Origin of the sequence: Rhizobium centroccidentale (assembly GCF_030182565.1) — a bacterium.
Lineage (GTDB): Bacteria > Pseudomonadota > Alphaproteobacteria > Rhizobiales > Rhizobiaceae > Rhizobium.
The window spans coordinates 15,987-28,948 of record NZ_JAQJCG010000017.1 but is presented as its reverse complement, the minus strand read 5'-3'; the positions used below and the strand labels follow the sequence as shown (position 1 = coordinate 28,948).

General features: G+C 60.7%; 12 protein-coding genes. 11 read left to right on the top strand and 1 reads right to left on the bottom strand.

The genetic code is table 11. The features are described from left to right. The first annotated feature begins 32 nt into the window (after window positions 1-32). Window positions 33-197 carry a hypothetical protein gene (locus PH562_RS21055; RefSeq protein WP_047628464.1) on the top strand — a complete coding sequence of 55 codons (165 nt, stop codon included), beginning with the start codon at window positions 33-35 and terminating at the stop codon, window positions 195-197. A 67-nt stretch (window positions 198-264) separates the two neighbouring features. Here the strand turns inward: PH562_RS21055 and PH562_RS21050 are convergent, their stop codons facing one another. After that, window positions 265-1,062 carry an undecaprenyl-diphosphate phosphatase gene (locus PH562_RS21050; RefSeq protein WP_285175478.1) on the bottom strand — a complete coding sequence of 266 codons (798 nt, stop codon included), beginning with the start codon at window positions 1,060-1,062 and terminating at the stop codon, window positions 265-267. A 151-nt stretch (window positions 1,063-1,213) separates the two neighbouring features. Between PH562_RS21050 and PH562_RS21045 the strand changes: the two genes are divergently transcribed. The 10 genes from PH562_RS21045 to PH562_RS21000 all read left to right on the top strand — a co-directional run bounded on the left by PH562_RS21045 (window position 1,214) and on the right by PH562_RS21000 (window position 12,951). Continuing rightward, on the top strand, window positions 1,214-1,906 hold the full coding sequence (locus tag PH562_RS21045) for a glutathione S-transferase family protein (protein WP_015338534.1): 693 nt from the start codon (window positions 1,214-1,216) through the stop codon (window positions 1,904-1,906). A gap of 12 nt (window positions 1,907-1,918) precedes the next feature. Beyond that, complete coding sequence (gene queG, locus PH562_RS21040) at window positions 1,919-3,082, top strand: tRNA epoxyqueuosine(34) reductase QueG (protein WP_285175477.1); 1,164 nt, start codon at window positions 1,919-1,921, stop codon at window positions 3,080-3,082. Then, the gene (locus PH562_RS21035; protein WP_285175476.1) at window positions 3,082-3,954 is read left to right on the top strand and encodes an SDR family oxidoreductase; all 873 of its coding nucleotides are present in this window, start codon (window positions 3,082-3,084) and stop codon (window positions 3,952-3,954) included. The genes queG and PH562_RS21035 overlap by 1 nt, the downstream gene beginning before the upstream one ends. Before the next feature lie 397 nt (window positions 3,955-4,351). Beyond that, on the top strand, window positions 4,352-4,720 hold the full coding sequence (locus PH562_RS21030; RefSeq protein ID WP_113231783.1) for a septal ring lytic transglycosylase RlpA family protein: 369 nt from the start codon (window positions 4,352-4,354) through the stop codon (window positions 4,718-4,720). A 205-nt stretch (window positions 4,721-4,925) separates the two neighbouring features. Continuing rightward, window positions 4,926-6,215, top strand: coding sequence for an RsmB/NOP family class I SAM-dependent RNA methyltransferase (locus PH562_RS21025; RefSeq protein ID WP_285175475.1), 1,290 nt, complete (start codon window positions 4,926-4,928; stop codon window positions 6,213-6,215). Between the two features lie 220 nt (window positions 6,216-6,435). Continuing rightward, window positions 6,436-7,725, top strand: coding sequence for an imelysin family protein (locus PH562_RS21020; protein ID WP_113231781.1), 1,290 nt, complete (start codon window positions 6,436-6,438; stop codon window positions 7,723-7,725). 45 nt (window positions 7,726-7,770) lie between these two features. Beyond that, a complete protein-coding gene (locus PH562_RS21015) occupies window positions 7,771-9,330 on the top strand; it encodes a di-heme oxidoreductase family protein (protein WP_285175474.1) in 1,560 nt (519 codons plus the stop codon). Continuing rightward, complete coding sequence (locus PH562_RS21010) at window positions 9,330-10,541, top strand: imelysin family protein (RefSeq protein ID WP_285175473.1); 1,212 nt, start codon at window positions 9,330-9,332, stop codon at window positions 10,539-10,541. Before PH562_RS21015 ends, PH562_RS21010 begins: the two co-directional genes overlap by 1 nt. Window positions 10,542-10,544: 3 nt before the next feature. Then, window positions 10,545-11,633: a DUF1513 domain-containing protein gene (locus PH562_RS21005; protein ID WP_285175472.1), complete on the top strand. Its 1,089-nt coding sequence runs from the start codon at window positions 10,545-10,547 to the stop codon at window positions 11,631-11,633. Window positions 11,634-12,147: 514 nt separating this feature from the next. Next, entirely contained in the window at window positions 12,148-12,951 is an 804-nt protein-coding gene (locus PH562_RS21000; protein ID WP_285175471.1) for an alpha/beta fold hydrolase, read from the top strand. The last annotated feature ends 11 nt before the right edge of the window (window positions 12,952-12,962 follow it).

Below are 12,962 nucleotides of genomic sequence, written 5' to 3'. Positions count from 1 at the left end.
CGCTTCACACTTCTGCGGAAAGGCATTCTTCGATGGGCAAGTCTATCGCGCTTCTGTTTGCGTGCGCGGCACTGGTGATTCTCGCAGGCTCCTTCGTGGCCCGCGGCAGCATCGCCTCGATCAAGGGCGAATGTGCGCCGACCTACGGCGTCGACCCCTGCACGACGGGTTCCATCGATGCGTCTTCCCCGAACTGATCGGGTATGAAAAAGGCCGGTTTTCACCGGCCTTCACTTTTCAGGATATCAGCACCGACGATCGGTCTCAGCCGAAATAGAGACCGATGAGACCGATTGCGCCGACGGCAATGCGCCACCATGCGAAGGGGGCGTAACCACGGCGGGATACGAAGTCGAGCAGCGCACGCACGACAAGCAACGCCGAGATGAAGGCCATGAAGAAGCCGATGACGATCAGCTGACCATCGGCGAAGCTCAGATCATGGCGGCTCTTCCACAAGTCCAGCGTGAAGGCGCCGACCATCGTCGGCATGGCGAGGAAGAAGGAAAATTCAGCGGCCGAACGCTTATCGGCGCCGAGCAGCAGGGCACCGACGATAGTGGAACCGGAGCGTGACGTTCCCGGAATCATCGCCAGGCACTGGAAGAAGCCGATCTTGATCGCCATCGGCCAGGAAAATTCATAGGCGCTGGTATATTTCGGCTTGAACTCGATCCTGTCGATGACGAGCAGGACGATGCCGCCGAGGATCAGCGAGATACAGATGACCTTCGGCGAATCGAACAGCACGGTCTTGATGAAATCATGCGCCAGCGCGCCAATGACGGCAGCGGGCAGAAAACCGAAGAGGACGGCGAGCACGAAGTGACGAGCCTTGGTGCTGACGGGGAGTGCCTTGGCGATCTGGACGAGGCGATTGAAATAGACAAGCAGAATGGCGAGAATCGCGCCGAGCTGGATCAAAACTTCAAAAGTACCGGCCGATTTGAAGCCGAGAAAATGTCCAAGCAGTATGAGATGGCCTGTCGAGGAGACCGGAATGAACTCCGTAAGCCCCTCTACAAGGCCTAAAACCAACGCGATAATAATTTGTTCAGCCATATCGTGTCCTTTGTCTAACGGCAGGGCGGCCCGATTCGCTTGTGCAAACTAGGCCAAGATCCTATAGCTTCAACCGATGACAAATGACTAGGGCCGCAGGATCGCGACCCAAAAGACTTCCGTAGCATCAATCAGAAACACCCGAGTACCAATGCCGACGCTGTATCACCACCCAATGTCATCTTCCTCCCGGTTCGTTCGCCTGATCCTGACGGAATATGGCTATCAGACGGAGCTGATCGAGGAACAGACCTGGGAAAAGCGACGCGATTTCCTGGCGCTAAACCCCGCCGGCACCCTGCCTGTCTATGTCGATGACAGCATGCGGGCGCTCTGTGGCGCCTCGGTCATTTCCGAATATCTCGACGAGACGCATGGTGTCTTGAAGCGCGACCGCCGGCTTCTGGCCGAAGATCCGTTCCAGCGCGCCGAAATTCGCCGGCTGACGGAATGGTTCATGCAGAAGATGGAGCAGGATGTGACGCGGCCGCTGACGCGCGAGCGCGTCTTCAAGCTGCAGATGACCGCCGAACAGGGTGGCGGCGCGCCCGATTCCAAGGTCATGCGCATGGCGCGTGGCAATATTCGCCAGCATATGAAGTATCTCTCCTGGCTTGCAGGTTCGCGGCAGTGGCTCGCGGGCGAACGGCTGAGCTACGCCGATCTCGCCGCCGCAGCCTCGGTTTCCGTGCTAGACTATCTGGGTGAGATCGACTGGACGGAATCGCCCGTCGCCAAGGAATGGTATCAGCGGCTGAAGTCGCGCCCATCCTTCCGGCCGATCCTGGCGGAACGTGTGCGTGGAGTCACTCCGGTTTCGCACTATGCCGATCTGGATTTCTGACGAGGGCTCGATATGCCCGGTGATCGCGAAGCGGAAAAAGCTGACAAGCGTCGAAACACACTGACCGCTTTTTTGCGAGAGGAAGCGCGTGCCCAGGGTTTCGATCTCTGTCGCATCACCAGGCCGGATGCCATTCCGCAAGCGGCCGTCCGGCTCGGCCAGTTTCTCGACAAAGGCCATCACGGCACGATGGGCTGGATGGAGGAGACCCGCGACCGCCGAGGCGATCCGCGCGTACTCTGGAGCGAGACCCGCTCCATCGTCCTCTTCGGCCTCAATTACGGCCCTGACGAAGATCCGCGCGGCATTCTGGACAAAAAGGACAAAGCGGCGATCTCCGTCTATGCCCGAAACCGTGACTACCACGATGTCATCAAAGGACGGCTGAAGGAGATCGCCACACGCTTCGCCGCGCGCTCGAAGGAGGACGTCAAGGTCTTCGTCGATACGGCGCCGGTCATGGAGAAACCGCTGGCGGGCGCGGCCGGTCTCGGCTGGCAAGGCAAGCATACCAATCTCGTCAGCCGCGCCTTCGGATCCTGGCTCTTTCTCGGCTCGATGTTCACCACGGCGGATCTCGAGCCCGATGAGCCGGAGATTGACCATTGCGGCTCCTGCCGGGCCTGTCTCGACGCCTGCCCGACCAATGCCTTCCCAGCCCCCTACCAGCTCGATGCACGGCGCTGCATTTCCTATCTGACCATCGAGCACAAGGGTCCGATCGATCCAGAGCTTCGGCCGTTGATCGGCAACCGCATCTACGGCTGCGACGACTGCCTTGCCGCCTGCCCCTGGAACAAGTTCGCAAGCGCCGCCTCGGAGATGAAACTGGTGGCGCGCGAGGATCTCAAGGAACCGTCGATCGCCTTTCTGCTTGGTCTGGACGATGCAGCCTTCCGCACATTCTTCAGTGGCTCGCCGGTCAAGCGCATCGGTCGGGACCGCTTCATCCGCAATGTGCTTATCGCGGCCGGCAATTCGGGCGAGCGTTCCTTTATCGAGAAATGTCGCGAACTGGCGAGGGATCCCTCGCCCACCGTGCGCGGCATGGCGGTCTGGGCTCTATCGCGGCTGATGACGGCTGGCGAATTCCATGCGTTTGCGGCAGAAAGAGATGACGAGAACGAGGCGGACGAAGACGTCCGCGCCGAATGGAAACTGGCAGGGGTATTGTGATGCATGTGATGATTTTCGGCTGCGGCTATTCCGGAACCGCCATCGCCAAGGCCTTCGCCGGCTCCGGCATTCGCATCACCGGCACCACCCGCTCCGCCGACAAGGCCGAACAGCTGACGAAGGAAGGCATCGAGGCCTTCGTCTTCGATGGCGAGACGCTCGACCCGGCTCTCTCGGAGGCGATGCAAAACGCGACGCATCTGGTGCAATCGATCGCGCCTGGCAAATCGGGCGATCCGCTGCTGCGGCTGGCGCAGCTCAATCTCAAGGCCTTAATGCCGAAGCTGGAATGGATCTGCTATCTCTCGACCGTCGGGGTCTATGGCGACCATAAGGGCGCCTGGGTCAGCGAACAGACATCGCTGCATCCGGTTGCGGATCGCTCCGTCGAACGGGTCGAGGCGGAAGACGGCTGGCTGCGCGCCGGCATCCGGCTCGGCCTCCCCGTTGCCGTGCTGCGGCTTTCCGGCATTTACGGCCCGGGCCGCAATGCCTTCTGCAATTTGGAAAAGGGAACCGCCCGGCGGCTCATCAAGGCGAACCAGGTGTTCAATCGCATCCGCGTCGAGGATATCGGCGCCTGCGCCCGCTTCCTGTCCGATCGCAAGCTCGGCGGTATATATAATGTCACCGACGACGAGCCTGCGCCGCCGCAGGATGTCATTGCCGAAGCCGCGCGCCTGATGGGCGTCGAACCGCCACCGGAACAGCCTTTCGAAACAGCTGAGCTGACGCCGATGGCACGCTCCTTCTATGGCGAGAACAAGCGCGTTTCGAACGCGAAACTGCGCACGCTCGGCTTCCAGTTCCGCTACCCAGAGTATCGTATGTCGCTGGCCGAACTCTGGTCCTCTGAAGCGTGGCGCGGCTGAGAAATCGCCCCTAATATACCCACCGGATCGCATGAAAATTCCTACTTAGCCGGCTGGCCTAGTTCAATTTGCTCCGCATTTATGGTTAACGACCTCTAAAATTGCACAAATGCGGCAGCAATTATGGCAACGGCGGAAAATTATTTTTCCGATTTTTGTGATGCCCGGCATCGGCGGATGCTTACGAGAAAATTCATTCGAGTTTTAACTGATTTTATTAGGTTTTTTCCACGATCAAGCAAATCTGCTGAATAGCCCTAGTATTCTCTTAACATCACAAATGTTACAGTATGTAACATTCCGTGATCTTTAGTGGCACTTTTTCGCCATTTTTGGCCTGATTTAAGCCCGCCGCCTACCCAGGGCGCAAGTTCAATAGCTTGAGGGAAAAATCGGTTTGAAGAAAATCGCACGTTCTTTGGCAATCGCCGCAACTATATCCGCCTCCTTTGCTGTCGTTTCGACTCCGGCATTTGCATCCGTTGGCTGCGGAGGCGCTTCATGGTACGGAGGAAGCTCCAAGACTGCTTCCGGGGAACGCATGAGTTCCAGAAATCTTACTGCAGCCCACCGCTCGCTCGCCTTCGGCACGCGTCTGCGGGTCACCAACAAGCACAATGGCCGTAGCGTCGTCGTTCGCATCAATGACCGTGGGCCCTTCATTCGCGGACGTGTTCTCGATCTCTCCCGCGCTGCCGCACAGAACATCGGCATGGTCGCTTCGGGTACTGCCAAGGTCTGTTACGAGGTCGTCGCCTCGAAGTAATCGCCGAAAGCCGGAACTACCGGCAAATCGGCATGACGCTTGCTCTCTCGGCCAATCGCGGCTACCACGCGGTTGAGGCGTCTCAAAATCCGCCGCCATGGGCATTGTCTGCGCGGATCGGCGAGGCGTCAGCAGTTTTGGTAGGCGCAGAGTCCCAAGATGAGCTCGAACGGGTTCCGGGTCATGCGCGAGCAGGAGAGTGTGAATGCGTCTGGGCGGCCGATTGCAGGGGGCCATCGAAGTTCTTGCCGATATCGAAGCGCGCAAGCGACCGGTGGCCGATGCCCTGAAGGATTGGGGCCTTGCCCATCGCTTCGCTGGGTCCGGGGACAGGGCCGCGATCGGCAACATCGTCTATGACGCCTTGCGCATGCGGCTTTCGCATGCCTGGCTGATGGGAGACGACAGTGCGTCCGCGCTTGCTCATGCAGTCCTCTTCCGCCAATGGCGCCTGACGCCGGAGGCGCTGGCAGCGGAGCTGGACGGCGATAAATTTGCGCCCGAGGCGCCGAGCGCCGAAACATTGGCCGCGTTTGCGGCCCGCAAGCTCGAAGATGCGCCTCGTCATGTCCAGGGCGATATTCCCGAATGGGTCGAGCCCTCCTTCAGCCAAGCCTTTGGCGATGGCTGGCTTGCCGAAGCCAAGGCTCTCTCCGAGCGTCCGACGCTCGATCTTCGCGCCAATGCCCTGAAGGCTGACCGCGCCAAGGTCGTAAAGGCGCTGGAGCGCGCCGGTGGCCAGTCATCGAAGATTGCCCGTTTCGGCATCCGCATTCCCGCCGGAGAAGGCGCATCCCGCCTGCCGAACGTCACGGCCGAACTTTCGTTCCAGAAGGGCTGGTTCGAGGTGCAGGATGAAGGCTCGCAGATCGTCGCCGATCTAGTCCTGCCTGATGAAGGCGACCAGGTGCTCGATTATTGCGCCGGCGGTGGCGGCAAGACGCTCGCCATGTCGGCCGCGATGCACAATAAGGGCCAGGTCCATGCCTACGACAGCGACCGGCGGCGGCTGGCGCCGATCATTGAGCGCCTGAAGCGGGCGGGCACCCGTAATGTTCAGGTCCATGACGACCGCAACGGCTTGCTCCAACTGCGCGGCAAGTTCGACAAGGTTCTGGTGGACGCTCCCTGCACCGGCACCGGCACATGGCGGCGGCGTCCCGATACCAAATGGCGACTGACACAGAAGAACCTCGATGAACGCACCAGCCAGCAACAGGAAGCCCTGGCGCAGGCCGGCGAATTCGTCCGCCCCGGCGGCGCTCTGCTCTATGTCACCTGCTCGGTGCTGCCGGAGGAGAATGAGGCACAGGTGAACCGTTTCGCCGCCCAGAATCCAGACTTCGAAGTCGTGGAAACCCTGAGCTCCTGGGAGAAACTGTTCGGCAAGGATGCCGCAAAGCCGCGCTCCTCCGACGGTAAGACCATTACGCTGACGCCGGCCTCCACAGATACCGACGGCTTCTTCTTCAGCCGCCTGCAGCGGAAGATGTGAGCTGGCGGCGAACGAGCCTGCTTCCACTGCCCCGCTGACGCAATATCAAACGCCCATATCTGCGCATTCGCGAGCGAATCCATTTCGCTTGCGACGTTAAACCCTTGGCCCTTCGCCTTAAAATCGTTCTAAACTAGAGCGTTTGACACAAGTTTGTTTTTCATACATGACACAAATTACCAAGTTTTGACGGTGCCCCCCGCTGTCACAGGAGAGGAACATGAAACTGAAAAACAGAATTGGCGCCGCGCTCGCGGTGGCCGTTGTCACGACCGCCGCGTTCAGCCTGCCGGCTCTCGCAGCCGCTCCCGAGCCGGCTGCCGTTCTCAAGCACTATGCGGAACTGGCACATGCCAAATATCAGGACTCGCTGACGACGGCGAAGGCACTCGACAAGGCCATCGACGCCCTGCTCGCCAACCCCAGCGACAAGACGCTGAAGGCCGCACGCGCGGCCTGGATCAAGGCTCGCGTTCCCTATGCGCAGACGGAAGTCTATCGCTTCGGCAATCCGATCGTCGACGATTGGGAAGGCAAGGTCAATTCCTGGCCGCTGGACGAGGGCCTGATCGATTATGTCGACGCCTCCTACGGCACGGAGAGCGATGAGAACTCGCTCTACGTCGCCAATGTCATCGCCAACAAGACGATCAAGATCAACGGCAAGGATGTCGACGCTTCGCATCTGACGCCGGAATTCCTGTCGGGCACGCTGCATCAGGCTGGCGGCGTCGAAGCCAACGTTGCGACGGGTTATCACGCCATCGAGTTCCTATTGTGGGGACAGGACCTGCATGGCACGGGTGCCGGCGCCGGCGAACGTCCCGCTACCGATTACGATCTGAAGAATTGTACGCACGGCAATTGCGATCGCCGCGCCGAATATCTGAAGTCCGCCTCGACGCTGCTGGTTTCGGATTTGCAGGAGATGACCGACAAGTGGGCGCCGGACGGCGAAGCCACCAAGCATGTCGAAGCCGATCCGAAGGCCGGCCTGACCACCATCCTGACCGGCATGGGCTCGCTCTCCTACGGCGAACTTGCCGGTGAGCGCATGAAGCTCGGCCTGCTGCTGCATGATCCGGAAGAAGAGCAGGATTGCTTCTCCGACAATACCTATAACGAGCATAATGGCGACGCCATCGGCATCGCTGCCGCCTATAACGGCAACTATACCCGCGTCGACGGCACCAAGCTGAAGGGTCCGTCGCTGCACGATCTGGTCAAGGCCAAGGATCCGGCGCTCGACAAGGAGATGGAAGGCAAGCTCGACACGACGCTTGCGGCCATGAAGGCGCTGGTGCATCGCGGCGAGACGGTCGAGAAATACGACCAGATGATCGGCGAGGGCAACAAGGAAGGCAACGCGACGGTTCAGAAGGCCATCGACGGCCTGCTCGACCAGACGAAGAGCATCCAGCGCGTCATCGCCGCTCTCGATCTCGGCACGATCAAGCTCGAAGGTTCGGACAGCCTGGACAACCCGAACGCCGTCTTCACCAAGAAGTAATAAGGGATGGCGGCAGCGCGACAAGACGTTGCCGCCTCAATACCCATGACAGGTTTACCGGCCAATCGCGCCCTTTTGCCCGCCATCGCCGCGGGTATGTTGGTTTTTTCCATCACGCTGGCAGCCGCCGATATTCTCGATTTTCCGACCACGCGCAGCGATCTCCCGGGCGAAGAGCTGAAGCGCGTGCGCGACGTGACCCGCGCAACCAGCAACTTCCTCAAGGCCGAACCCTATGAAACGATGCAGGGCGGCGGTCTGACCTCGATCGACAAGGTCACGCGCGATATTTTCTCCCAGCCTTCGGCCAAGCTAGACCAGGAACAGGGCCAGGACTTTCATCTCGGCAACGCGCTCTTTCGCAAGCTTTGGGTCTCCGCTCCCTCCTCCACCCAGGCCTCCGATGGACTGGGGCCGCTGTTCAACGCCCGCTCCTGCCAGAGCTGCCATATCCGCGATGGACGGGGTCATCCGCCTGAAGAAGCGGGAGCTGCCGCGACCTCAATGGTCTTGCGCCTTGCACGGCCCGCCGTAACCCCGGAGGAGGAGCAGGTCGTCAAGGACTTTCACGCGCTCAATTTCCCGGATTCGACCTATGGAGCGCAGCTGCAGGATCTTGCCGTTCCCGGCCTCGCCGCCGAAGGCAAGGTAACCCTCAGCTATAGCGAGGAGACGGTGACACTTGGCGGCGGGGAAACGGCGACCTTGCGCAAACCGCATTACGGTATCGGCGATCTCGCCTACGGGCCGATGGACGCCAATACCACACTTTCGCCGCGCATAGCGCCGCCGATGATTGGTCTCGGCCTGATCGAGGCCATTCCTGATGCCGATATTCTCGCCAATGCCGATCCGGACGATAAGAAGGGCACTGGTATTCGCGGCCGCCCCGCCATCGTCCGCGATCACCGCACCGGTCAGCTCGCGCTCGGGCGCTTCGGCTGGAAGGCCCAGAATGCGACCGTGCGCGACCAGGTGGCCGACGCCTTTTCAGCCGATATCGGCATTTCGACACCGGACCGACCGAACCCGTACGGCGACTGCACCGCCAAGGAACCGCAATGTCTGATCATGCCGACCGGCGTGCAGAAGCGCCTGGGCGACACGGAAGCGCCGGACCCGGTGCTCCCCCTGGTTACCTTCTATTCTGAAAATCTTGCCGTGCCGGCCCGCCGCATGACGAGCCAGCCCGCAGTGCTGCATGGCAAGGACATGTTCTACCGCTCCGGCTGTGCGGCCTGCCACACGCCGAAATTCGTGACACGCGACGGCCTGAAAAGCAGCAACGGCAAGGATTCGCCGCAGGCGTTCCAGCTGATCTGGCCCTATTCCGACTTCCTGCTGCACGACATGGGCGAAGGCCTGTCGGATGGACAGCGGGTGGGCGTGGCATCCGGCCGCGATTGGCGCACGCCGCCGCTCTGGGGTATAGGCCTGACACAGACGGTGAGCGGCCGGCAGGCCTATCTGCATGACGGCCGCGCCCGCACATTGACCGAAGCCATCCTTTGGCATGGAGGAGAGGCCGAAAAAGCCCGCAACGCATTCGCCGGTCTTTCGAAGAACGATCGGCAAGCCCTCATCAACTTTCTGGAGTCCCTTTAATGCGCCACTGGAAACGTCCAGAGCATTTCCGCTCTAAACAGAGTCACGCAAATGCTCCGTCCCATTGTTTTCACGCAATTCCAGACGCAAAACCGCTGCGCACTTTTGCTGGAATTGCTCTGGCCGCCAGCCTTCTTCTCACCGTTGCCGCCTTGCCTGCTCATGCCGAGGATGTCGGTACCAATGGCGCCGGCCTGAACGAGGCGGCGGTGCCGGCCGTGCTGCAGAAGGCCGTCGATGAAGTGATCCGCCCCGGCTACCGTGCCATGCACGACTCCGCCTCCAAACTGACTGTCGCGATGAAGGCGCTTTGCGCCGATCCCACGGACGCCACCCTTTCCGGCGCCAAATCGGCTTTCGGCGACACCGTGAAGAGCTGGTCGCGCATCGAGATCGTCGATACCGGCCCGATCATCGAAAAGAACCGCTTCGAGCACATCCTGTTCTATCCCGACCGCAAGGGCGTAGGCCTCAAACAGGTGCAGGCGCTGATCGCCAAGGCGGATGAGCAGGACACGACTGTCGAGGCCGTCGCCGGCAAGAGCGTGGCGCTCATGAGCATGACGGCGCTGGAATATGTGCTCTTCGGCAACGGCTCCGACGTTCTCGGCAAGGACAAGCAGAGCTTCCGCTGCCGCTATGGCGCGGCGGTTGCCGGCAATATCGAAAATACGGCCAAGGAAATCGCCGACGAGTGGGATGCGCCAGATGGCGTGCAGAAATCCTGGAAATTCCCCGGCAAGACCAGCGACGATTTCATGGATAACAAGGAGGCCGTAACGGCGCTGCTCGGAATTCTCGTGCATGGCGCGGCCAATGTCCGCGACCAGCGGCTGGAAACCTTCTATAAGGGCGATCCGGCAACGGCGCGGCCGAAGATGGCGATCTACTGGCGTTCGGCCAATACGTGGACCTCGTTCACGGGCAATATCGAGGGCCTGAAGACGCTCTGGGAAAAAGCCGACATGGCGAAGCTGCTGCCGGCTGACAAGCGCGCTGTCGCCACCAAGATCGACGGCCTGCTGAACGAGCTTGCGGCGACAACGTCATCAATCAACCCGGATATCGAGGCAGCAATCGGCAATGATGCGGAGCGCGCCAAGATCGACAAGTTGCTCGCCGTCAGCCGCGATCTCGCCACCGGCTTCAGCGACGCGTATGGCGGTGCCATCGGCCTTTCAGCCGGCTTCTCCTTCGCCGACGGAGACTAGAACATGATGCGCAGCGGCCTGATCGATCGGAGAGCTTTTGTCAAAGCCGCGGGGCTGACCTTCCTTGCGGCCCTGAAGCCTAGCGCGCTGATAGCGCTGGAGCGGGCCGATGCGGTCTACGCCTCCGGCATCCGCGCTGCGGACGGCTCCTTCGCCGTGGCGACGGTGACCGAACACGGCCGCATCATCGATCAGGTGGCGCTGCCTGCCCGCGCCCACGGCATGGCTTTTTCCAAGGCGACCGGCAAGACCGTCGCCTTCGCCCGCCGGCCCGGCACCTACGCGATGATCTTCGATCCCTGGAACAAGGCCGAGCCGATCGTCATTTCCGCTAAAGAAGGCCGGCATTTCTACGGCCACGGCACGTTTTCGCCCGATGGCAGGCTGCTCTATGCCAGCGAGAACGATTTCGACAATAATCGCGGTATCATCGGGCTCTATGATGCCGGCAACCACTTTGCGCGCATCGGCGAATACGAGACCTACGGCGTCGGCCCACACGACATGACGGTTTCAGACGACGGCAGATTCCTGATCGTCGCCAATGGCGGCATCGAGACGCATCCGGATTTCGGCCGCACCAAGCTCAACCTCGACCATATGGAACCGTCGCTGACGCTGATCGACGCCGCCAGCGGCCGGCTGATCGAAAAGCACACGCTTCCGTCGCAATACGCGCAGGTCTCGACCCGCCATGTCGATATCGATGCCAGCGGCCGGGTCTGGTTCGCCTGCCAATACGAAGGGCATCGCAACGACCTGCCGCCGCTTGTCGGCCATTTCGCGAGGGGGGAGGATCTGACCTTCGTCACCCTGCCCGACGATACGACCCGGGCGCTTGGCAATTACGTCGGCGCTATCGCCGTCAATCGCGCCGAAAACCTCGTAGGTGTCACATCACCGGTTGAAGGGACCTCGGTGACGCTGGATGCGAGGACCGGCGAGGTGCTGAAGGTGGAGAGCATCCCCGATGCGGCGGGCATCGCGCCGGCTCCTCGCGGGTTCGCCGTTTCTTCCTATGACGGAGATTTCCTGAACGAGCACAGCGACGTCGCCTGGGATCAACACATCGTGCGGATCGCCCGCGGCTGATGCGGACTTTGGCTGCGCCGCAGCTGACTTGGATAAAGCGCCGCAATGCCGTCGGGGCATTCAGCATAGGTGCCCGCATGCGCCGTGACATCCTTTCCATCCCCTTCCCCGATAGCCTGGATGATGGCTTTGGGTTGTGAATACGTCCGGACAGCGGCTCTCAACCGCGTCACGCAGCCCATCCGCCAGAGTTCCCCGAGATCAACCTGGGCCGTATGCAGAAGCATCTCCTCTCATCGCTTCTGCATACATATAACCAATCACGCAACCGTTATGCACCCAATTATTGACCATAGACGCCATTTAAAATACAAAAGCGATCAACAGCCTCACGCTTTGCATACATAAAGCAAGCTCGAAGCTGAACCGGAATACAGGATCGGGCATATGATCCGCGCGCTCGATCGTATGCCGCTGCGAGACATACAGAATTTCAGAAGCTTTGCCGTTCCGACATTCGGCGCGGACGGCTTTCTGGTGCCCATTTATCCTCAACACCATAAGGATCACGATCATGATGATGACCAGAAGGAATTTCTCGACCGCCGTTATCGCCGGCGCCGCTGCCTCCCTCATTTCCACGCGCGGCATGGCTGCCAGCACTCCGACACCCGCCTCCGGAGCGGTCAAGTCTGCGCCATTGAAGGCTCGCAACGTCGTCCTGGCCCATGGACTTTTTGCAGACGGCTCCTGCTGGACTGAGGTTATCGCCCGGCTGCAGACCAAGGGGCTGAACTGCACGGCGGTACAAAATCCGTTGACGACACTTCCGGAAGCGGTGGAGGCCGCGCAGCGGGTTCTCGATCGTCAGGACGGCCCGACTGTCCTCGTCGGCCATTCCTTTTCCGGCATGATCGTCACCGAAGCCGGCGTGCATCCGAAGGTTTCCGCGCTCGTCTATGTCGCCGCCCGCGCACCGGATGCCGGCGAAGACTATACGGCGCTCGCCAAGACATATCCGACACCGCCGGCATCGGCCGGCATCGTCTTCGATGGCGACGAAGGACGGCTGACCGAGGAAGCGTTCCTGCGCGATTTCGCCGGCGACCTGCCCAAAGTGAAGGCCGAGGTGCTCTATGCCGTGCAGCAACCCTTCCAGAAGGCGCTCCTATCCGGCAAGACCACGCAGGCCGCCTGGCGCAGCAAGCCCAGCTGGTATGCGGTCTCCACCGAAGACAGGACGATCAATCCGGATCTGGAGCGCTTCATGGCCAAGCGCATGGGTGCCAAAACCATCGAAGTGAAGGCCAGCCATCTCTCGCTGATCTCGCATCCCGATACGATCGCCCATTTGATCCTGGAAGCTGCAGGGCATTGACCGGTTCGCTG

Excerpts from the sequence above, each read along its gene's own strand:
- PH562_RS21055 (WP_047628464.1), top strand. The coding sequence starts at position 33 with ATGGGCAAGTCTATCGCGCTTCTGTTTGCGTGCGCGGCACTGGTGATT.
- PH562_RS21050 (WP_285175478.1), bottom strand. The coding sequence starts at position 1,062 with ATGGCTGAACAAATTATTATCGCGTTGGTTTTAGGCCTTGTAGAGGGG.
- PH562_RS21045 (WP_015338534.1), top strand. The coding sequence starts at position 1,214 with ATGCCGACGCTGTATCACCACCCAATGTCATCTTCCTCCCGGTTCGTT.
- queG (WP_285175477.1), top strand. The coding sequence starts at position 1,919 with ATGCCCGGTGATCGCGAAGCGGAAAAAGCTGACAAGCGTCGAAACACA.
- PH562_RS21035 (WP_285175476.1), top strand. The coding sequence starts at position 3,082 with ATGCATGTGATGATTTTCGGCTGCGGCTATTCCGGAACCGCCATCGCC.
- PH562_RS21025 (WP_285175475.1), top strand. The coding sequence starts at position 4,926 with ATGCGTCTGGGCGGCCGATTGCAGGGGGCCATCGAAGTTCTTGCCGAT.
- PH562_RS21020 (WP_113231781.1), top strand. The coding sequence starts at position 6,436 with ATGAAACTGAAAAACAGAATTGGCGCCGCGCTCGCGGTGGCCGTTGTC.
- PH562_RS21015 (WP_285175474.1), top strand. The coding sequence starts at position 7,771 with ATGACAGGTTTACCGGCCAATCGCGCCCTTTTGCCCGCCATCGCCGCG.
- PH562_RS21010 (WP_285175473.1), top strand. The coding sequence starts at position 9,330 with ATGCGCCACTGGAAACGTCCAGAGCATTTCCGCTCTAAACAGAGTCAC.
- PH562_RS21005 (WP_285175472.1), top strand. The coding sequence starts at position 10,545 with ATGATGCGCAGCGGCCTGATCGATCGGAGAGCTTTTGTCAAAGCCGCG.
- PH562_RS21000 (WP_285175471.1), top strand. The coding sequence starts at position 12,148 with ATGATGATGACCAGAAGGAATTTCTCGACCGCCGTTATCGCCGGCGCC.